This is a genomic window from Collinsella sp. wc0583 (assembly GCF_046116915.1).
Lineage (GTDB): Bacteria > Actinomycetota > Coriobacteriia > Coriobacteriales > Coriobacteriaceae > Collinsella.
Genome location: NZ_JBJXBN010000002.1, coordinates 91793 through 111198 on the forward strand (window position 1 = coordinate 91793; position 19406 = coordinate 111198).

The 19406-nt window shown below is 63.0% G+C and carries 15 protein-coding genes and 1 tRNA gene; 9 read left to right on the forward strand and 7 right to left on the reverse strand.

Annotation, left to right across the window (positions count from 1 at the left end):
• Positions 1–278: 278 nt before the first annotated feature.
• From gltA to glmU, 5 genes are all read right to left on the reverse strand, one after another.
• Positions 279–1688 carry an NADPH-dependent glutamate synthase gene (gltA, locus tag ACKUUJ_RS02135; RefSeq protein WP_022094914.1) on the reverse strand — a complete coding sequence of 470 codons (1410 nt, stop codon included), beginning with the start codon at positions 1686–1688 and terminating at the stop codon, positions 279–281.
• Positions 1679–2518, reverse strand: coding sequence for a sulfide/dihydroorotate dehydrogenase-like FAD/NAD-binding protein (locus ACKUUJ_RS02140; protein WP_117647773.1), 840 nt, complete (start codon positions 2516–2518; stop codon positions 1679–1681). The genes gltA and ACKUUJ_RS02140 overlap by 10 nt, the downstream gene beginning before the upstream one ends.
• Before the next feature lie 374 nt (positions 2519–2892).
• Positions 2893–3522: an aminoacyl-tRNA hydrolase gene (pth, locus tag ACKUUJ_RS02145; RefSeq protein WP_409064498.1), complete on the reverse strand. Its 630-nt coding sequence runs from the start codon at positions 3520–3522 to the stop codon at positions 2893–2895.
• A 224-nt stretch (positions 3523–3746) separates the two neighbouring features.
• Positions 3747–4733 (reverse strand): ribose-phosphate pyrophosphokinase, encoded by a 987-nt coding sequence (locus ACKUUJ_RS02150; RefSeq protein ID WP_055251541.1) that lies wholly within the window; start codon positions 4731–4733, stop codon positions 3747–3749.
• A 193-nt stretch (positions 4734–4926) separates the two neighbouring features.
• Entirely contained in the window at positions 4927–6339 is a 1413-nt protein-coding gene (gene glmU / locus ACKUUJ_RS02155; RefSeq protein ID WP_409064499.1) for a bifunctional UDP-N-acetylglucosamine diphosphorylase/glucosamine-1-phosphate N-acetyltransferase GlmU, read from the reverse strand.
• 96 nt (positions 6340–6435) lie between these two features.
• Here glmU and ACKUUJ_RS02160 point away from each other — a divergent pair, with 96 nt between their 5' ends.
• The 4 genes from ACKUUJ_RS02160 to tnpA all read left to right on the forward strand — a co-directional run bounded on the left by ACKUUJ_RS02160 (position 6436) and on the right by tnpA (position 10794).
• Positions 6436–7425, forward strand: a complete 990-nt coding sequence (locus ACKUUJ_RS02160; RefSeq protein WP_409064500.1) for an energy-coupling factor transporter transmembrane component T — start codon at positions 6436–6438, stop codon at positions 7423–7425.
• Entirely contained in the window at positions 7425–9068 is a 1644-nt protein-coding gene (locus tag ACKUUJ_RS02165; RefSeq protein WP_409064501.1) for an ABC transporter ATP-binding protein, read from the forward strand. Before ACKUUJ_RS02160 ends, ACKUUJ_RS02165 begins: the two co-directional genes overlap by 1 nt.
• A 4-nt stretch (positions 9069–9072) precedes the next feature.
• Complete coding sequence (locus ACKUUJ_RS02170; protein WP_409064502.1) at positions 9073–9786, forward strand: DUF6580 family putative transport protein; 714 nt, start codon at positions 9073–9075, stop codon at positions 9784–9786.
• A gap of 549 nt (positions 9787–10335) precedes the next feature.
• Positions 10336–10794 (forward strand): IS200/IS605 family transposase, encoded by a 459-nt coding sequence (gene tnpA / locus ACKUUJ_RS02175; protein WP_055250296.1) that lies wholly within the window; start codon positions 10336–10338, stop codon positions 10792–10794.
• A gap of 275 nt (positions 10795–11069) precedes the next feature.
• Here tnpA and ACKUUJ_RS02180 read toward each other — a convergent pair whose 3' ends face one another.
• Complete coding sequence (locus ACKUUJ_RS02180) at positions 11070–11888, reverse strand: exodeoxyribonuclease III (protein WP_409064503.1); 819 nt, start codon at positions 11886–11888, stop codon at positions 11070–11072.
• Positions 11889–12024: 136 nt separating this feature from the next.
• Between ACKUUJ_RS02180 and ACKUUJ_RS02185 the strand changes: the two genes are divergently transcribed.
• The 3 genes from ACKUUJ_RS02185 to ACKUUJ_RS02195 all read left to right on the forward strand — a co-directional run bounded on the left by ACKUUJ_RS02185 (position 12025) and on the right by ACKUUJ_RS02195 (position 15301).
• On the forward strand, positions 12025–12777 hold the full coding sequence (locus ACKUUJ_RS02185; protein ID WP_349108454.1) for an NAD-dependent protein deacylase: 753 nt from the start codon (positions 12025–12027) through the stop codon (positions 12775–12777).
• 94 nt (positions 12778–12871) lie between these two features.
• On the forward strand, positions 12872–14599 hold the full coding sequence (gene folP, locus ACKUUJ_RS02190; RefSeq protein ID WP_409064504.1) for a dihydropteroate synthase: 1728 nt from the start codon (positions 12872–12874) through the stop codon (positions 14597–14599).
• Positions 14600–15301: a hypothetical protein gene (locus tag ACKUUJ_RS02195; protein WP_409064505.1), complete on the forward strand. Its 702-nt coding sequence runs from the start codon at positions 14600–14602 to the stop codon at positions 15299–15301. It begins immediately after the preceding gene.
• 195 nt (positions 15302–15496) lie between these two features.
• On the opposite strand, the gene ACKUUJ_RS02200 is transcribed toward ACKUUJ_RS02195, so the two are convergent.
• Positions 15497–16270 (reverse strand): type III pantothenate kinase, encoded by a 774-nt coding sequence (locus tag ACKUUJ_RS02200; RefSeq protein WP_409064506.1) that lies wholly within the window; start codon positions 16268–16270, stop codon positions 15497–15499.
• 196 nt (positions 16271–16466) lie between these two features.
• On the opposite strand from ACKUUJ_RS02200, the gene ACKUUJ_RS02205 reads away from it, so the two are divergent.
• Both ACKUUJ_RS02205 and bilR read left to right on the forward strand, forming a co-directional pair.
• Positions 16467–16543, forward strand: a tRNA-Met gene (locus tag ACKUUJ_RS02205).
• 687 nt (positions 16544–17230) lie between these two features.
• Positions 17231–19261, forward strand: a complete 2031-nt coding sequence (gene bilR / locus ACKUUJ_RS02210; RefSeq protein WP_409064507.1) for a bilirubin reductase, long form — start codon at positions 17231–17233, stop codon at positions 19259–19261.
• The last annotated feature ends 145 nt before the right edge of the window (positions 19262–19406 follow it).

Consider the following 19406-nt stretch of genomic DNA (forward strand, 5'->3'; position numbering starts at 1 on the left):
CGTCTCGATCTGTAACATCTAGCGAGGAATTTGGCCTCTAACTGTTACAGATTGAGATGAACAGGCGGATGTTCGCACAATATCTTGATCTGTAGCAACTACGAGGCTCAACAGGGTCTATTTGTTACAGATTGAGACAAAACGACCGACCAGGTCCCAAACCACCACAAAGGTGCCTGTCCCCATCGTGGTGGTTGGGGCGGTCGGTATAGAAAAAGTCCCCGCCGGGCGTGTGCTCGACGGGGACTTTGCCGTTTGGTGGCTAGTGCTGTAGGTGATTACTCGCCCAGCAGGCTCTTGGTGATGGAAGCGGCGGCCTTCTTACCGGCGCCCATCGCCAGAATGACCGTAGCGGCACCGGTGACGATGTCGCCGCCGGCCCAGATGCGGGGATCGGTGGTCTGGCCGGTCTCCTCGTCGGCAACGATGTAGCCCCACTTGTTGAGCTCCATCTTGCCGCCGATCTTCTTTGCGAAGGGGTTGGCGTTGGTGCCGATAGCCGAGATCGCGACATCGCAGGGGATCTCCTCGATGGCGCCCTCGATGGGCACCGGACGACGGCGACCGGACTCGTCGGGCTCGCCGAGCTCCATCTTCTGGACCTTGACGGCACACACGGAGCCGTCCTCGCCGGCGACAAACTCGAGCGGGGAGACGAGCGGCAGAACCTCGACGCCCTCGGCCTTGGCATGGTGCAGCTCGGCGCGACGGCAGGGCATCTCGTCCTCGGTACGACGGTAGGCGATGATGGCGTGCTCGGCGCCCAGACGCTTGGCGGTACGGACGGCGTCCATAGCCACGTTGCCGCCACCAAAGACGACGACGTTCTTGCCGTGCTTGGTGGGGGTGTCGTACTCGGGGAACTTGTTGGCCTTCATCAGGTTCACGCGGGTGAGGTACTCGTTCGCGAAGAAGACGTTGGGCAGGTTCTCGCCGGGGACGTTGAGGAACTTGGGCAGGCCGGCGCCGGTCGCCACGTAGATGGCGTCGAAGCCCTGCTCGAACAGCTCCTCGGCCGTGGCCATGTTGCCCACGACGGAGTTGTACTCAAACTTGACGCCCATGTCCTCCAGGCCGTCAATCTCGCGCTTGACGACTGCCTTGGGCAGACGGAACTCGGGGATGCCATAGACCAGCACGCCGCCGCCGGTAAAGAAGGCCTCAAAGACGGTGACGTCAAAGCCGTTGCGGGCGAGCTCGCCGGCGCAGGTGATGCCGGACGGGCCAGAGCCGACGACGGCGACCTTCTTGCCGTTCTTGGGGGCCATCTTGGGCGTGGAGGCGAGCTCGGGGCGGTCACCCAGGAAGCGCTCGAGCTGGCCGATGGCCACGGGCTCGGACTTCTTACCACGGATGCACTTGCCCTCGCACTGGTTCTCCTGCGGGCAGACGCGACCGCAGATGGCGGGAAGCATGGAGTCCTCGCGGATGGTATCGAGGGCGCCGCCGAAGTCCTTCGCGCGGATCTGCTCGATAAAGCGGGGGATGTTGATGTTGACGGGGCAGCCCTCAACACAGAACGGCTTCTTGCAGTTGAGGCAGCGCTCGGCCTCGGCCAGCGCCATCTCCTCGGTGAAGCCCTTGTCGACGGGGCGGAAGTCGCAGGCGCGCTCGGCAGCCGGCTCCTCGTTATCGGGGGTGCGGGGCGACTTCATATCGGCAACGAAACGACCGTTAACTAGTGGCATGCGCAGCTCTTTTCCTCATAGGCCTTGAGGGACGCGCCCTCTTCGGAACGGTAAGCGGCCTGGCGGGCACGAAGGTCATCCCAGTCGACCAGGGTGGCATCGAAGTCGGGGCCGTCGACGCAAGCGAACTTGGTCACGCCGCCCACCTCGACGCGGCAGCAGCCGCACATACCGGTGCCGTCAACCATGATGGGGTTGAGCGACGCGGTGATGGGGGTGTCGTACTTCTGGGCGGTGAGGGTCGAGAACTTCATCATCGGAACGGGGCCGACGCAGAAGACCTGGCTCACGGCCTTGTCCTGCAGCAGACGCTCCAGCGGAGCGGTGACAACGCCCTGCTCGCCGTAGGAACCGTCGTCAGTGGTGATGTGGATGTGGTCCTCGTCGAGGAGCTCGCGGAACTGATCTTCCATGAGCAGGAGGTCCTTGGTGCGGGCGCCCATGATGGCGTGCACCTCGTGACCGGTCTCGACCAGGTGCTTGGCGACCGGGAAGGCAATTGCCAGGCCGACGCCGCCGCCAATGACGGCGCAGGGGCCCTCAGCCATCTCGGTGGGAACGCCCAGCGGGCCCACGACGTCGCGCAGCGACTCGCCGGCCTCGTAGGTGGAAAGCATCTCGGTGGTCTTGCCGATCACCATGAAGATGAACTCGACCCAGCCCTCGTCACCGTTCCAGCCGGCCAAGGTAAACGGGACACGCTCGCCCGTCTCATTGGCGCGAACCATGAGGAACTGTCCAGCGTGCGCATGCTTGGCGATTGCGGGCGCCTCGATGCGGAACTTGAACACCTTCTCCGAGAACTGCGTCTTCTCCAGGATCTTATACATAGAACCCCTCTCTTGTTAGGGCGACCGAACCGTGCCTCCACGGAAATGGACGGTAGCCCGAATAAAACCGTACGCGCACAGGCGTTGTGCAGACATACGGTGCAAATTATACCCTCATGGACATGTCGCTTACGTGTATCTTCGGCGGTTGGGAGCAGGGTCTATCCACTTTGGCCTACCAAATAGGGGCAGGTTTATTTTGGTCAGTTTTATCGGGTAAAACGGCAAAGGGGGCCGGCCTCGGGTTGTGATGAGGCCGGCCCCCTTTGGGGCGCTATGTGTGTATGTCGGCGCGCGGTTGATTGCGATGCCGCAACTGAGGTGTTTCCGCAGATAAAACCTGCCAAAATAAACCTGTCCCTAAATGGTAGGCTTTAGTGCTTGCCGTTGGCGGAAGCGGCGCCGTTGACGTGATCGCGGGCGTAGATTACGCCGTGCACGATCGCCAGGCCGGCGGCGTCTGCGGCGCGGGCGCAGGTATCCTGGAAGTCCTCGGCCTCGCGGGCGCGCAGCTGCTTGAGCACGTAGTCGGCGACAGCCATCTTGCCGGGAGGGTTGCCGATGCCGGTGCGGATGCGGCTGAAGTCGCGGCTGCCCATCTTGTCGATGATGGAACGCAGCCCGTTGTGGCCAGCATGGCCGCCGCCCACCTTAACGCGTACGTCGCCGGCGGGAATATCGAGCTCATCGTGGATTACGAGCAGCTCCTCGGCCTTGATTTTGTACTCGCGGCAAAGCTTGGAGATGGGACCGCCCGAGGTATTCATGTACGACTGTGGCTTGACCAGCACAATCTGACGCTTGCCGCCCTCTTCCTCGGGGTCGTTGATGTTGATGAGCGCGACCTCGCCGCCGGCCTGGTTTTTCCAGTACGTGACACCGGCCTGACGGGCCAACTCGTCGATTGCTTTGAAGCCAGCGTTGTGGCGGGTCTCGGCATACTCATCGCCAGGGTTGCCAAGTCCGGCAACCATGCGAATCTTAAGCGGCTGTGCAGCTGCCATATTTGTCCCTTCGTTACACAAATAGTTCAATCAACGACAAAGGCTACCACGCCCGCCGAAGGCGAGACTTCGTTTCAGCGAAATCCCACCAGACAAAAGCACGGCCGCAGCAGAGCAAGCCGTCGGAACAGAAGAAACCCCCGCGCGACCTTTGCGAAGCAAGGGGGAGCGCGGGGGTTTCTTCTGTTCCGACGGCGATGCGCCGGGTTGCAAGGACGATGCGACTACAGCGCGAAGTCGCCGCCGACGAGCGTGGAGACGGGCTCCTCGTGGTAAACGGCGGAGATGGCCTGAGCGAACTCCTCGGCGACCGAGATGGTCTTAATCTTGCCGCCGACCTCGACGGGGATGGCGTCGGTGACGACGCACTCGACGATCGGGGCGTCGTTCAGGCGCTCGATGGCCGGACCGGAGAAGATGCCGTGGGTGGCGCAGACGTAGATGTCGCCAGCGCCCATGGCCTTGAGCTCCTTGACGTTGGCGCACAGGGTGCCAGCGGTGTCGATCATGTCGTCATTGATGACGCAGGTCTTGCCCTTGATGTCACCGATGATGCCCATGACCTCGGCGGCGTTGTGGCGCGGACGGCCCTTGTGGGCGATGGCCAGGTCGCAGCCGAGCATGTCGGACAGCTTCTTGGCGGCCTTGGCACGACCCACGTCGGGGGAGACGACGACCAGGTTGTCGGTGTCGAAGTTCATGGCGTTGTAGTACTGGCCAAACAGCGGCAGTGCGGACAGGTGGTTGACCGGGATATCAAAGAAGCCCTGGATCTGACCCTGGTGCAGGTCGAGGGTGATGATGCGGTCGACGCCGGCGCGCTCGAGCAGGTTGGCGACGAGGCGGGCGGTGATGGGCTCGCGCGGGCCGGCCTTGCGGTCCTGGCGGGCATAGCCGTAGTGGGTGATAACGGCGGTGATGGAGCGGGCGGATGCGCGCTTGGCAGCGTCGGTGGCGATGAGCAGCTCCATGAGCATGTCGTTGACGTTGCCGCCGGCCACGGACTGAATCAGGAAGACGTCGGCGCCGCGGACGGTCTCGTCGTAGCGGGCGTAAATCTCACCATTGGCGAACTGCTTTAGCGTAAGGCCCGAAAGCTCGACCCCAAGGTACTCAGCGATCTTCTGAGCGAGGGGACGGTTGGAGGAACCGGAATACACGCGGATGGACTTGCGCATATTCTCCGACTTCTCGGGATCATTAATCGGCATTACCCTTCTCCTTTATACATCGAATGCCATATAGATGCCTTGTTGCATTGTAACCGCGCGACGGGGCTTATTGAGTCTTGATAACGTCTTTACCGTCAACGGACACGAACCGACCACTCATCCGGTCGCGCAGGTCACGATAGAAAAAGGAGCCGTCCCCATGGGAACAGCTCCTTTTGTGCTTGGTAAAACGTTATGCCTCGTCGTCCTCGTGCAGGCGGCGGCGGTAATCGGCGGCCCAGCCCTCAATATTTACCTGACGGGCGCGGCCCAGGCCGAGCGCGTCTGCCGGGACCGGCTCGGTGATGACGGAGCCGGCGGCAACGAGCGCGCCGTCGCCGATCTGAGCGGGTGCGACCATCATGGTGTCGGAACCGATGAAGGCGTCCTTGCCGATGACGGTCTTGTGCTTGTGAACGCCGTCGTAGTTGCAGGTGATGGAGCCCGCGCCCACGTTGACGCCGGAGCCCATGGTGGTATCGCCGATGTAGGACAGGTGCGGCACCTTGGAGCCCTCGCCGATCGTGGACTTCTTGATCTCCACGTGCGTGCCGGCCTTGGAGCCGTCGAGCATGTGGGTGCCCGGGCGCAGGTAGGCGCGCGGGCCGCAGTCGACGCCGTTCTCGATGACGGCCTCGATGGCGATGGTCTCATCGATGGTGCAGCCGCTGCCGACGGTGGTGTCGGTGAGACGGCTGTTGGGGCCGAGCTGGCACTCCTCGCCCACGGTGACGTGGCCGATCAGATGCGTCTGCGGCCACACGACGGTGTCGCGGCCGATAACGGCATCGGGGCCGATCCAGGCCTGCGTGGGGTCGATGAAGGTAACGCCCTCGGCCATCCAGTGCTCGTTGATGCGGTCGCGCGCGATGGCGGTGAGCTGCGCGAGCTGGATGCGGCTGTTGACGCCCAGGCCGTCGCGGTAGTCGTCACAGTGGAAGATGGAGACTGCCTGGCCGTGACCCTTGAGGATCTCGAGCATGTCGGGCAGGTAGTACTCGGACTGCGCGTTGTCGTTGCCGATCTCGTCAATGTGGGCGGCGAGCTGCGCGCCATCGAAGGCGTAGCAGCCGGCGTTGCATTCGAGCAGCGTGGCGGCCTGCTCGGGCGTGCAGTCCTTCTGCTCGATGATGCGCTCGATCTGGCCGTCGGCGCCCAGCTTGATGCGGCCGTAGCCGAAGGGGTCGGGCGGGGTCATGGTCATGACGGTGCAGGCGAGCTCGCCGGTAGCGACGGTCTGCGCGAACTTGGCGACGGTGTCGGCGGTGATGAGCGGCAGGTCGCCGTTGAGCACGACGACGGGGCCTTGCGTGATGCCGCAGGCCTCGAGCGCGACCTTTACGGCGTGGCCGGTGCCCAGGCGCTCGGTCTGCTCGATGCGCTCGACCTTGGTGGCGCTGTTGGCGTAGGCGCCGTCGATAAGGGTGCGCATCTCGTCGGCGTGGCTGCCGATGACGACCACGACGCGGCTGCAGCCGGCCTTGATGGTGGCGTCGACGATCCACTGGACCATGGGCTTGCCCAGGATCTTGTGCGAAACCTTGCAGTGGTTCGACTTCATGCGGGTGCCCTCGCCGGCGGCGAGGATAATTGCGGTTGCGTCCATGTGATCTCCTGTTACGTTATAGAGACGTGTGTTTGGAAACGATACACGGCACAATATGATACCGCAGGCATATGATGAGCGCGTAACGATTGACGCGTGACGGCCGGTGTCGCTGCCGCCGGCGTGGTGTTTGCGCTGGTTGTGCATGGCGGCGGCGCTGCGGCGTTGGCGTTTTGCGCGAGGGGATGGGAGGTGCCCGTGGATATCATGCGAGAGGAATCGGGCAACGAACCCGTCGCGGCATTTTCGATGTCGCATCCGGCGGTGCCGGCGCTCTACACGGTGCTGACGCTGGGACTCACCATGTTCTCGATGCAACCGGTGCTGATTGCGCTGTCGCTTGCGGGCGGGTTGGCGTACGGGTTTGCGACGCGCGGCGTCGCGCGCGCGTTGGGGGCGCTTCGCTGGCAGCTGCCGGTGATTTTGATCATCGCGGTGCTCAATCCGCTGTTTAGCGCCTCGGGCTCGACGGAGCTGTTCCGTATTGGCATGCGTGCGGTGTATCTAGAGAGCATGGTTTACGGCCTGTGCATGGGCGGGCTGTTTGTGGCGAGCGTGCTGTGGTTTGAGGCGGCGGCATCGATGCTTGGCTACGACAAGGTGCTTGCGCTTTTGGGTAACGCCGCGCCGGTGATCGCGCTCATGATCTCGATGTGTATGCGGCTTATCCCGCAGTTTTTGCGCCGCGGTCGTACGGTACTGGCGGTACAGGATGCGATTGATGTACCGGGGCGCGCGCCGGCCGACCCCGTGCGTTCGCGTTTGCGTGCATCGAGTGTGTTGATGGGCTGGGGCATGGAGGATTCGCTGGAGCGCGCGGACGCCATGCGCTCGCGCGGATGGGGTGCTGCGACGCGTCGAACGACGTACGCGCGGTATCGGCTGGGGCGCGGCGATGTTGCCGCGCTGGTTGGGCTTGCGTTGTTTGGTGCCGCCGCGGTGGCGGTGGCATGGACCGCGACGACGCAGTATTCGTTTTACCCGCAGCTATCGGCGCCGGCGCCGTGGCCGGGCTATGTTGTATACGTGGCCTGGATGGCGCTGCCCTGTGTGCTGCACGCGATTGACGAGAAGAGGTTTGGCTGATGACCCGGTTGGACGGAAGCATGATGGCGGGCATGGTGTGCGGCTCGGATACGCCGGCGATTGAAGCGCGGGGTCTGCGCTTTGCCTACCCCGGGGCTGAGGCACCGGTGTTCGAGGGGCTCGATTGGCGTGTTTCCCAAGGAGCGTTTGCGCTGCTTGTTGGCGGTACCGGATCGGGCAAGTCGACGCTGCTCTCGCTGCTCAAACCCGAGATTTCGCCGACGGGCGAATGCGCTGGCGAGCTGCGCGTGCTGGGCGAGAGCGTTGCCGACATGGATGTTCGGGCGTCCGCGGAGCGCGTGGGCTATGTGTTTCAGGACCCCGAGAACCAGATCGTGTGCGAAACCGTGTGGCACGAGATGGCGTTTGGTCTGGAAAACTTAGGCATGTCGCGCGACGAGATGCGCCGTCGCGTGGCCGAGACCAGCTATTTCTTTGGGTTGGAGGATTGGCTCCACCGCGATACCGATACGCTTTCGGGTGGACGCAAACAGCTGCTGTCGCTGGCGGCTGTGCTGGCGCTGCGCCCACGCGTGCTGCTGCTCGACGAGCCCACGTCCCAACTGGATCCCGTTGCCGAGAAGAGTTTTCTGCATGCGCTGTTCCGCGTGAATCGCGAGCTGGGCTGCACGGTTGTCGTGGCAACGCATCAGCCACGTCCGATGCTCGAATACGCGACGTGCGCGTATCGGATTGAAGACGGACGCGTGTGCGAGGTGGCCGACATTGCCTCCCTGGGGCATCGTGAAGAGCTGTTTTCTGGCGAGGCGTCAGGGTGGGGTGCCTCGCGGCGTGCAAAAAACGGAGTTTTCAGCAGCGCCAGTGGCCAGCCGGGCTCTTTGGACCCGCGCGCGGGCGCTCCGGGTGCAGAAAAATGGCTGAAATCGGACAAATCGGGTGAATTTGAGGCGCAAATACCGCCGCAAGACGACTCGGGGGCGCCATCGCGCGCCGGTGGATGCCGAATTCTCCCAAAAATGCACGCTGGGTCGGCTACCACCCTGGCAGGGAGCTGGTTTCGCTACGATCGGGCGTCCGGCTGGGTGCTGCGCGGACTCGATGCGTCGTTTTCGGCAGGCGCGGTGCATGCGGTTGTGGGCGGTAACGGCTGTGGTAAGTCGACAATGCTTTCGGTGCTGGCCAAGACGGTCAAGTTGCAGCGTGGGCATATGGAGCGCGGGGCTGCCTCGGCGGCACTGCTGCCTCAGAATCCCAAGGCGTTGCTGGTTGCCGAGACAGTGCGCGATGAGCTGATGGAATGGGCTTCGACCTGCGGGTATGACGAGGGCGCGGCCCAGGAGCGCGCGGCGCAGCTGGGATTGGACGGCCTGGATGGGCGCCACCCGTACGATCTTTCGGGCGGGCAGCGTCAACTGCTTGCGTTGGCAAAACTGCTTCTGATTGGCCCCGAGCTGCTGTTGTTCGATGAGCCCACCAAGGGCTTGGACCTGGCCAGCCGCCGTATCATCGCTCGCGCCCTGCGTGACCATGCGAAGGCTGGCGGCACCGTCATCATGGCCACGCACGATCTGGATTTTGCCGAGCAGGTTGCCGATGACATTGCCATGATGTTCGACGGCGAGATTGCCTGCATGGAGCCGCCGTCCGACTTCTTTGCCGACAATGTGTTTTATAGGGCGTGATGGGATGACGGATTATCGCGTCGCGCGCCTACTCGCAAAACTGGAGATACCACTGCTGCTGGCGGTTCCCGCAGTGATGGCTGCGGCGTTGCTGGCAGGCGTTGAGCAGGCGGCACTTGCCATGCTTGTCGTGGTGGCGCTGGTGCTTGCGTTGTTCTTTGCGGGCTACGAGGCATCGCGACCGGGCCTGCGCCAGATTATGCCCACGCTGGTTCTGGCGGCGTTGGCCGCGGCGGGGCGCATCTTGTTTGGCCCCATTCCCGACTTTAAACCCGTGAGCGCCATCGCCATTATCGCCGGGGCGACGCTCGGTCGTCGTAACGGCTTTATGGTTGGTGCGCTGGCGGCGCTGACCAGCAACTTCTTTTTTGGACAGGGCATGTGGACGCCATGGCAGATGTATGCCTGGGGCCTGGTTGGCTATGTTGGCGGCGCGCTGGCGCATGCGGGCGCGTTCGACCGTGCGGATGGAACCGTGCGCATGCCGGCGCTGATGGCGTACGGCTTTGCATCGGGCCTGCTCTACGGCGTGGTAATCAACGCCTACGACATCATCGGTTTTGTGCAGCCGCTCACGTGGGCGGGCGCCGTGGCGCGTCTTGCCACGGCAGTGCCGTTCGATATCACACACGGCCTCGCGACCTGCGTGTTCTTAGCCGCCCTGTACAGGGCCTGGTGTCGACGGATCAACCGCGTCGTCGTGAAGTACGGACTGTAGTGACGGTTGCGCCGGGACGAGAATCAATACTGCCTTGGTGTCATATCAAAACTATGCCGGTTTACGGGGCTGGATTGACGCAGGCCGACCATACCGGCATTTTTCGAAAATAGACAAGCCGTCTACCTGCGGTTTTATTTTGCTCGAATTGCGCGTGGTTGGGGGGTCGCGATTCAGCCCCGTAAACCGGCATAGTTTTGGAATGGTCGGCTGATATGACGGGCGTCGTGGTCCTCAGAGAGCCAAATCGATCCGCTTTCTTCCGTCTCCAGACGCCCCCAGGGAATCAGTTGACGGCTCTTGCCACAAAACTGGCCCATCTACTACGTTTAGCTTGATACCCCCGACCATAACCGCGTTTTATGAAAAACCGCAGGCTTTCTACCTGCGGTTTTCTTTTTTCAAGACTTTAGTCTGCTGGCCGCGCAGCGGCCAGCTTTGAACCACCCGCTACGCGGGTGGAGACAAACGGCTTTACAAAGCCACCCCTCCGACCGATATTGACGATTGTTCAGGCCGTCAAGAATTCGAGTCGAAGGGGTGGTCGCCATGGCCCAGAAGGCCTACAGCCTTTCCCACACGAAGTGGATGTGCAAGTACCACATCGTGTTCACGCCGAAGTATAGGCGCAAAGTGATCTACAACCAAATCAGGAGCGACATAGGGGAGATCCTCAGGAAGCTGTGCGAGTACAAGGGGATCGAGATAATCGAGGGGCACCTGATGCCAGACCACGTGCACGTGCTGCTGGCGATCCCGCCGAAGTACAGCGTCGCGAGCGTCATGGGCTACCTGAAGGGGAAGAGCTCGCTGATGATATTCGACAGGCACGCCAACCTCAAGTACAAGTTCGGCAACAGGAAGTTCTGGGCGGAGGGCTACTACGTGTCCACCGTCGGCCTGAACGAGGCGACGATCGCCAAGTACATCAGGGAGCAGGAGTCCCACGACATCGCGCTGGACAAGCTGAGCGTGAAGGAGTACGAGGACCCCTTCAAGAGGAGGTGATCCTGCCGGTTCGACCGGCGCGCCACGGGTCAAGATGCACTAGGCCTGGACGAAGTCCGGGCCCGCGCCTTTAGACGCGAGCCCGGGGCCCGTGGGTTATACCCTAAGAGCAAACCACCCTTTTTAAGGGTGGTTCTGATTTCGTTGTTCGCTGTGGTTGAGGATAGTGGCTTAAACGTACTAGATGGGCCAGTTTCGTGGCGGATGGGCCGCGTGGATGCCCTCGCGAGGTGAAAATGATCCCCTTTCCTCCGTCCCCAGGGAATCAGTTGGGGCTAGAGCTCTAGCGTGAGGGTGACGGGACAGTGGTCGCTGCCAAAGATATCGCCACGGATGCCGGCGTCGCGCACATTGCCGGCGATTGCGTCACTTACCAGGAAGTAATCGATGCGCCAGCCGGCGTTGTTCTTGCGGGCATTAAAGCGGTAGCTCCACCAGCTGTAGACGCCCTCGACGTTGGGGTTTGCCGCGCGCCAGGTATCGGTAAACCCGGCGTTGAGCAGCTCGGTAAACTTGCCGCGCTCTTCGTCCGAAAAGCCGGCGTTGCCACGGTTGGACTTGGGGTTCTTAAGGTCGATCTCCTCGTGTGCCACGTTAAAGTCGCCGCAGGTTACGACGGGTTTGCCGGTCTCGCGCTCGAGCGCGTTCAAAAAGCCGCGGTAGGCATCGTCCCAGGCCATACGCACATCGATGCGCGCGAGCTCATTTTGGGCGTTGGGCGTGTAGACATCCACGAACCAAAACTTGTCGAACTCGAGCGCACAGACGCGGCCCTCGGTTGCGGCTTGGGCGACGAGCTCGGCCGTCTCGCCCTCGCCGGCGTAAGGCAGCAGCGCGTCGGCGCGCAACACGCGCAGCGGTTCCTGGCGGCTAAAGACCGCAGTGCCCGAATAGCCTTTACGCTCGGCATAGCTCCAGGTTTGGTGATAGCCGGCCAGGTCAATATCGACCTGGCCCTCCTGCAGCTTGGTCTCTTGCAGCGCCAGGATATCAACGTCGAGTTCTTGCGCGATCTGGATAAAGCTCGGGTCCTTTTTGAGCACGGCGCGCAGGCCGTTGACGTTCCACGAGGCGAAAGTGTAAGTCTGAGGCATGGTGTCCTTTCGACGGGGTTGGCAGGCTTAAGATTAGCGCAACAGGGGCGGTGGTGGGCTCCGCGCGTGTCGACCCAAAGGCTGCGCGCCGGGCAAGCGCCCGCCGCCATCCGACCAACAAGGACGGAGGACTCATATGACGCAGGCAATAACGGATCCCAAGCAGGCCTCCGCCGCGCTGGAAGAGCTGTTCGGCACCCACAAGCGCGTGGTCTTCTTTGGTGGCGCGGGTGTTTCCACGGCGAGTGGCATCCCCGATTTCCGCAGCGTGGACGGCCTGTATCACCAGCAGTTTGCCTATCCGCCCGAGACCATGCTCTCGCATAGCTTTTATGAGGCGCATCCGGCCGAGTTCTTCGACTTCTACCGCACCAAGATGATCGCGCTTGGCGCTAAGCCCAACCGCTGCCACACCAAGCTGGCCGAGCTGGAGCGCGCCGGAAAGCTAAATGCCGTGGTGACGCAAAATATCGACGGCCTGCATCAGATGGCCGGTTCGCAGCGCGTATTCGAGCTGCACGGATCGGTCCATCGCAACATTTGTCAGTCGTGCGGCGCGGTCTATAGCGCCGAGTGGATTTGCTCGCGCGAGCACGAGGACGCCGCGGGTGTGCCCGTGTGTCCTGCGTGCGGTGGGCGCATTAAGCCCGATGTGGTGCTCTACGAGGAGCCGCTCGATGAGCGCGTGCTGACTGGTGCCGTTGCCGCCATCGCCGCGGCCGATGCCCTCATCGTGGGCGGAACCTCGCTCGTAGTGTATCCGGCGGCGGGCCTTACGCGCTACTTTACCGGCGATACGCTGGCCATTTGCAATCTTGCTCCCACCGATCAGGATGCAAATGCCGACCTGCTGATTTCTTGCGACATCGCGGCCGCGTTTGCGTTCTAGCCCGTATGCGCGGATACAATAGAAAGACTGATTGCAAAGCGACCCCGCCGCCAGCGCCCGAGCGCGGCGGCGCGGGCATTTTAGGAGGATGTTCATGGCGAACGATAGCAAGACATGGCGGTGCGGAAAGTACGAGCTCAGCTTTGACCGCCCGCGCATCATGGGCGTCCTCAACGTGACGCCCGATTCGTTTAGCGATGGCGGTGAGCACTTCGACCCGGATGTCGCCATCGAGTACGGCCTGGCGATGCTCGACGCCGGTGCCGACATCATCGACGTGGGCGGCGAATCCACGCGCCCCGGATTTACCCCGGTCAACCCCGACGAGGAGGCTCGCCGCGTGCTGCCCGTGGTACGCGCGCTGGCCAAAGAGGGCGCTATCGTCTCGATCGACACGCGCCACGTGGCGGTTGCCAAGGCGGCCGTGCGCTGCGGCGCCTCGATCGTCAACGACGTGAAGGGCTTCACCGACCCCAAGATGGTCGAGTTTGTCGCGACGAGCACCTGCGGTGTCATCGTGATGCACGCCGGCGAGATCGCGGCGCCCACCCGCACGCACGCGACGGTGCAGCTCGATACCTCGGCCGCGGCGTTTGTTGCCGAGAAGGCGCGCGAGGCGGCCGCCGAGGCTGCGCGCGAGGCCGAGAAGCCTGCCCGCCGCCGTCGCGGCAAGTTGCTGGGAGAGCCCAAGACGGAGGCTAAGCTGCCGGGAGGCGTGGTGCAGCCCTCGCTGCCGTTCGGCGATCCGGAACCCGCGCCCGAGCCCACGGACGAGCAGAAGCAGGAGGCACCGGCCGCCGAGCAGGCTATCCCTGTCGCCGAGGCCGTTGCGACCCCTGAGCCCGCGCCGGAGCCCAATGACCACCTGGCAGCCATGATGCGCCGCAGTGCCCGCCGCGAGGAGGCCTACGTGCCCACCTCGCAGCTCCGCCGCTTTACCCTGCCTGATTCGGCGCCCATCATGCGCCGTGTCATGGGCTTTCTGTCCGACCAGGCCCGCACGCTTATCCATGCCGGCGTGTCGCGCGACCGCATCTGTATCGATCCCGGTCCGGGCTTTGGCAAGACGGCCAACGAGGACATCGTCATCCAGCGCGAGACCGCCAAGATGGCGTCGCTGGGCTACCCGCTCATGTGCGCCGTGTCGCGCAAGCGTTTTGTGGGCGCCGTCTCGGGCGTGACCGAGGCCGCCGCGCGCGATGCCGCCACGTTTGGCGTGTGCCTGGGCGCTATCCAGGCCGGTGCCAACATCGTGCGCGTGCACGACGTCACCGGCTTTGCGCAGTTCCTGAACGGCTACTGGGCTGTCGCCAAGCCGCAGCCGCGCCGTGCGTTTGTGGCCGTGGGCTCCAACCTGGGGCATCGTTGCGACAACATCCGCGCCGCACGCGACATGATCGCCGAGATTCCGCTCACCTGTGTGTCCAACTGCTCGCGCATCTACGAGAGCGAGCCGGCCTACGAGACGCGCCAAGATGCGTTTGCCAACGCCGTCATCGAGATCAAGACCGAGCTGGCGCCGCTGGTGCTGCTCGACGAGCTTATGAAGATCGAGGCTGAGCTGGGGCGCGACCGCTCCAAGAAGGCCAAGGTCAACGGTCCGCGCACCATCGACCTGGACCTGCTGTGGATGGACGGCGAGATCCATGGCGGCAAAAAGCTGCGCCTGCCGCATCCACTCATTGGCGAGCGCGACTTTGTACTGGTGCCGCTCGAGGATCTGATGCACGACCCGGCGCGGTTCTTCCGCTACAACGGTGTCGAGGTCAAGGAGCCCGAGGACCGCGTGGGCCATATCGTGGGCGAATTGGGGCGTATGTAGATGATTGAGATGAATGTTGTAGCCGCCGGCACCGAGCTTGACGCCGCGCGCGACGCGGGTCGCGAGGGTGTGTCCGCGGGCTGGTGCGCTTGGAGCGCGGGCGAGGCGTCGTTGACGTTTTCGCTGGTCGTGCGCCCGGACGTGAATATGCATGCCTTCCACGGCCTGCCGTTTGTGGCGGCGATGGGCATGATGGACGCGCTCGCGGGCACGGCGTCGACGCCGGGCCTGGGCCTTGCCGGCAAGGTGGGCATCCAGTGGCCGAGTGACATCGTGTGCGGTGCGCCTGCGTTTGAGACGTCGTTCGCGCGCGTCACCGTCAACGGCGGCGACGGTGCTGCGGGCATGTTCGGTGCCGTGACGGTGGATATTGAACGTTCGGCGCTGAGCGAGCTCGGTGTGGATGCGGCCGACGAAGCGCTGGTCGAGGAGTTGTCTGCCGCCGTGCTGACCCGTGTGGACGCCTGGGCGGCTGTTGCCAACACGCCGCAGGGCGCTGCCGGTCCGCTGGCCCCCGTGTTGGGCGAGTACTTCGACATGGTGCCGCTGCTGGGTCGCCAAGTTGCGGCGGTGTCGCCCAACGGCTTGCCGCTTGCGGTTGGTGTATTTGCGGGCCTGGACATCTGGGGTCGTGCGACCATCAAGACCGATGCCGGCGAGCAGGAATTTCCGCCCGAGGCCGCACGCATTCGCGGGCTGTAGCGCGGGGCGCCAGCGCTCAAAGATAACGATGACAACGAAGCCCTCTTCGGCCTGCACCGGGGAGGGCTTCTGTGTGACTGTGGGGCGGCATCTCGGTCCTATTCCTCAAAATCGAAAAAATTTCGATTTTGAGGAATAGGCTTGGCGAACGTTTGCGGGGCTGTGACATCGGGCGTGCTCGACTTAAGCCCCGTCTTACCCCAGCTCCTGCATGCGGCGGTAGATTTCGCAGATGCCCTTGATGGTGAGCTGCCCGTCGACCACGTCGAAGGCATCGGTCGAATCGGCGACGATGCCGGCGAGACCGCCCGTGGCGATAACGGTGGCGTCCTCGCGGTCCAGCTCGCGCTTCATGCGCGCGACTAGGCCCTCGGCCATGGCGGCGGCGCCCATCACGGCGCCGACCTTGATGCACTCCTCGGTATCGCGGCCGATGGCGTGCTCCGGCGCCTCGAGCGGAACGCTGGCGAGCTTGGCGGCACGGGCGGCAAGCGCGTCCATGGAGATGCGGATGCCCGGCGCGATCGCTCCGCCAATGTAATAACCGTCCTTATCGATGACGTCGATATTGGTCGCGGTGCCAAAGTCCACCACGATTGCCGGGGCGCCGTAGAAGGTCTCGGCCGCAACGGCGTTGGCGACGCGATCGGCACCCACGGCCTGAGGGCGTGCCGCACGCAGCTTGGTTACGGCGGCCGTCTGCGGCCCGATAACGATGGCGTCCGCCGCGATGCGGTCGGCCACGGCGTGCCACTCGCGCGAGAGCTGCGGCACCACGCCGGCAAAGGCGATCGCGTCGACCGCGTCGAGCGAAAGGCCGTACATCTTAAAGAAACCCATCAGGCGCACGTGGATCTCGTCGGCGGTATAGGAGCGGTCGGTGGGCATGCGCCACGACTGCACCAGCTCGTCTCCGTCAAACAGGCCCATGGCCGTCTGCGTGTTTCCCATATCGATAGCGAGCAGCATGTCTACTCCCGGTGTTGGCATAAAAGGACGCGCACCATTGTATACGCGCCGTCGACGGCGCTCGGCTGCGATTCGGTTACAGTGATATGGGCTGAGGGGTTTAAATATGAAGGAATTATGCTCTACGAGATTTTCCTTGCCGTTTACCGAACTCCCACGTAATATTCTTTCTTGCGCACATGAAGCGCCCAGACATTGCGGGGTGGAGCAGTCTGGTAGCTCGCCGGGCTCATAACCCGGAGGTCGTAGGTTCAAATCCTGCCCCCGCGACCAAGAACTTGCAGCTCGTCGGTCAAGCCGGCGAGCTTTTTTGTTATTCCGGGACCGTGTTTTCGGTCCAATTTTCGGCCTCTCAACAGAATCTCGATTTGTAACATCTAGACCCGATTTGGGCGGCTAGGTGTTACAGATCGAGATATGCCGGCGGTTTGGGCCGCGTTTGTCTAAATCTGTAACACGAGGGACGGATTTTGCCGGGCAGCTGTTACAGATTGAGATTTTCTAGCAGGCGGGTTTGATTTGTCTCGATCTGTAACACGAGGGACGGTTTTTGCCGAGTAACTGTTACAGATTGAGATCTTTCGGCAGGCTAGATTGATTTGTCTCGATCTGTAACACGAGGGACGGTTTTTGCCGAGTAACTGTTACAGATTGAGATCTTTCGGCAGGCTAGATTGGTTTGTCTCGATCTGTAACAGGTGGGGGTCAAAAGTGGGCCTAGCTGTTACAGATCTAGATTGTTGAGGATGGGTTGAGAGGAACGTCTTGATCTGTAACAGCAAGACCCGGTTTTGCCGAGTAACTGTTACAGATTGAGACAAACCGACGGGCCGCCCCGTCCCATCCACCTGCCGTCACCTGATATTCGCCGATTTTCGTTGTGCCGCCGTGCTCTCATGCCATATCCTCTAGACAACTACGCGGCACCATCGCCGCCGCGCCTACAAGAGAGGAATGTCCATGACCGCACCTGCATCCAAACTGCTCCAGCCCATTACGGTTGGCCCCCTTGAGCTCAAGAACCGCATTATGTTCCCGCCGCTGACCACCGGCTACGAGGAGCGCGACGGCTCCATTGGCGAGCGCAGCCTGGCTTTTTACGAGCGCCTGGCCCGTGGCGGCGTGAGCTACATCGTCATCGGCGACGTCGCTCCCGTTATGACCGCGAGCCCCACGCCCAAGCTGGCGACTGACGCCCAGATCCCCACGTTTAAGGCGCTGGCCGACGCCGTCCACAAGCACGGTGCCAAGGTCGCGCTGCAGCTGTTCCACCCCGAGTACGACGTGCCCGGCGTCGGCCGCATGGTCATGGGATCCATGGCCGCCGCCAAGGCCGCGCAGGAAGCCAAGGCCGCCGGTGACGAGGAGACCTTTGCCGCCAAGATGGCCGAGTCCAACGAGATCCGCAAGCAGGCCTATGCCAAGCTGCACCACGATATGCAGCACTTCGTGAACGAGGCGAGCGTAGAGCAGCTCACCCAGATCAAGGAGGCTATCGCTGCCTCGGCCGCTCGCGCGCAGCAGGCCGGAATCGACGCCATCGAGGTCCACGGCGACCGCCTGGTGGGTTCGCTGTGCTCGGCCATCCTCAACAAGCGCACCGACGAGTACGGTGGCTCGTTCGAGAACCGCGTTCGCTATGCGCTCGAGGTCGTCGCTGCCATTAAGGAAGCCGCGCCGCAGCTGATGGTGGAGTACAAGCTCCCTGTGATTATGGAGAACCCCGACGGCACGCCGCGCGGCAAGGGCGGCCTGCAGCCCGACGAGGCCTGCGAGTTTGCCAAGCTGCTCGAGGGCGCGGGCATCGACATGATCCAGGTTGCACAGGCAAACCACACCGGCAACATGGGCGACACCATTCCGCCCATGGGCGCCATGCCCTACAACTGGACGCTGCCCGTGGCCGAGCGCGTCAAGGCCCTGGTCTCCGTGCCGGTGGCAACCGTCGGCCGCGTGGTTTCGGTCGAGGCCGGCGAGAAGATCCTGGAGGATGGCTCTGCCGACATCATCGCCTATGGCCGCTCGCTCATGTGCGACCCCGACATTGCGCTGAAGGCCGCCACGGGCGAGCCCATCCGCGAGTGCCTCAACTGCAACAAGGGCTGCGTCGATGCGATTCAAAACCGCAAGTACATCTCGTGCGTGCTCAATGCCGAGAACGGCGACGAGGCGACCATCGCCATTAAGCCGGGCGAGGGCGACAAGAAGATCGCCGTGGTGGGCGGCGGTATCGCCGGCCTGGAGGCTGCACGCGTGGCGGCCAAGCGCGGCTACGATGTGACCGTCTACGAGGCGAGCGATCATCTGGGTGGCCAGATCGTGCTGGCGGCAGCACCCCCGCGCAAGGACGAGATCATGCGCTCCGTTGAGTACTACGAGAAGATTCTGCCCGGCCTGGGCGTGAAGGTTGAGCTCAACCATGCCGCTACCGCTGAGGACCTCAACGCCGCCGACGCCGCGATTGTGGCCGTGGGCGCGCACGACGTGGTCATCCCCGTTCCGGGTGCCGACTCGGAGAAGGTCGTCTCGAGCTGGGACGTGCTGGCCGGCAAGGTGGAGCTTACGGGCCGCGTCACCGTCATTGGCGGCGGCCTGGTGGGCACCGAGACTGCCGAGTACCTGCTGCAGCACGGCTGCGAGGTGGCGATCGTGGAGATGCTCGATAAGATTGCCGCGGGCGAGTCCGAGACCATTCTGCCGCTGATTATGAGCGACTTTGCCGAGCATAACGTGGAGCAGCATGTTAAGACCCGCCTGACCGCCATTACCGACGAGGGCGTGGAGGCTGCTCGCACCGCCGAAGATGGTGCCGAGGAGCCGGTGAAGATCGCCTGCGATTACGTGGTGATGGCCGTGGGCTCCAAGGCCAACGCGTTTGATCTGGACGGCGTGACGGTGCCCGTGACCTGCGTGGGCGACTGCTCGGGCGAGCGCACCGTCGACATCGCGAGCGCCATTCGCACGGCGTATCACGCGGCCAACGAGCTGTAGCCGAGAAAGCCATCGCGTATTGAGTGGACGGGGAGTGCCGTATCGGTGCTCCCCGTCTTTTTGCCAATAAGAGATGCCCCTGACCAGCGGGTTCAGAAAATCCGAATCTTGAGCACCCGAAAATCCGAATCCTCAGAACATGAAA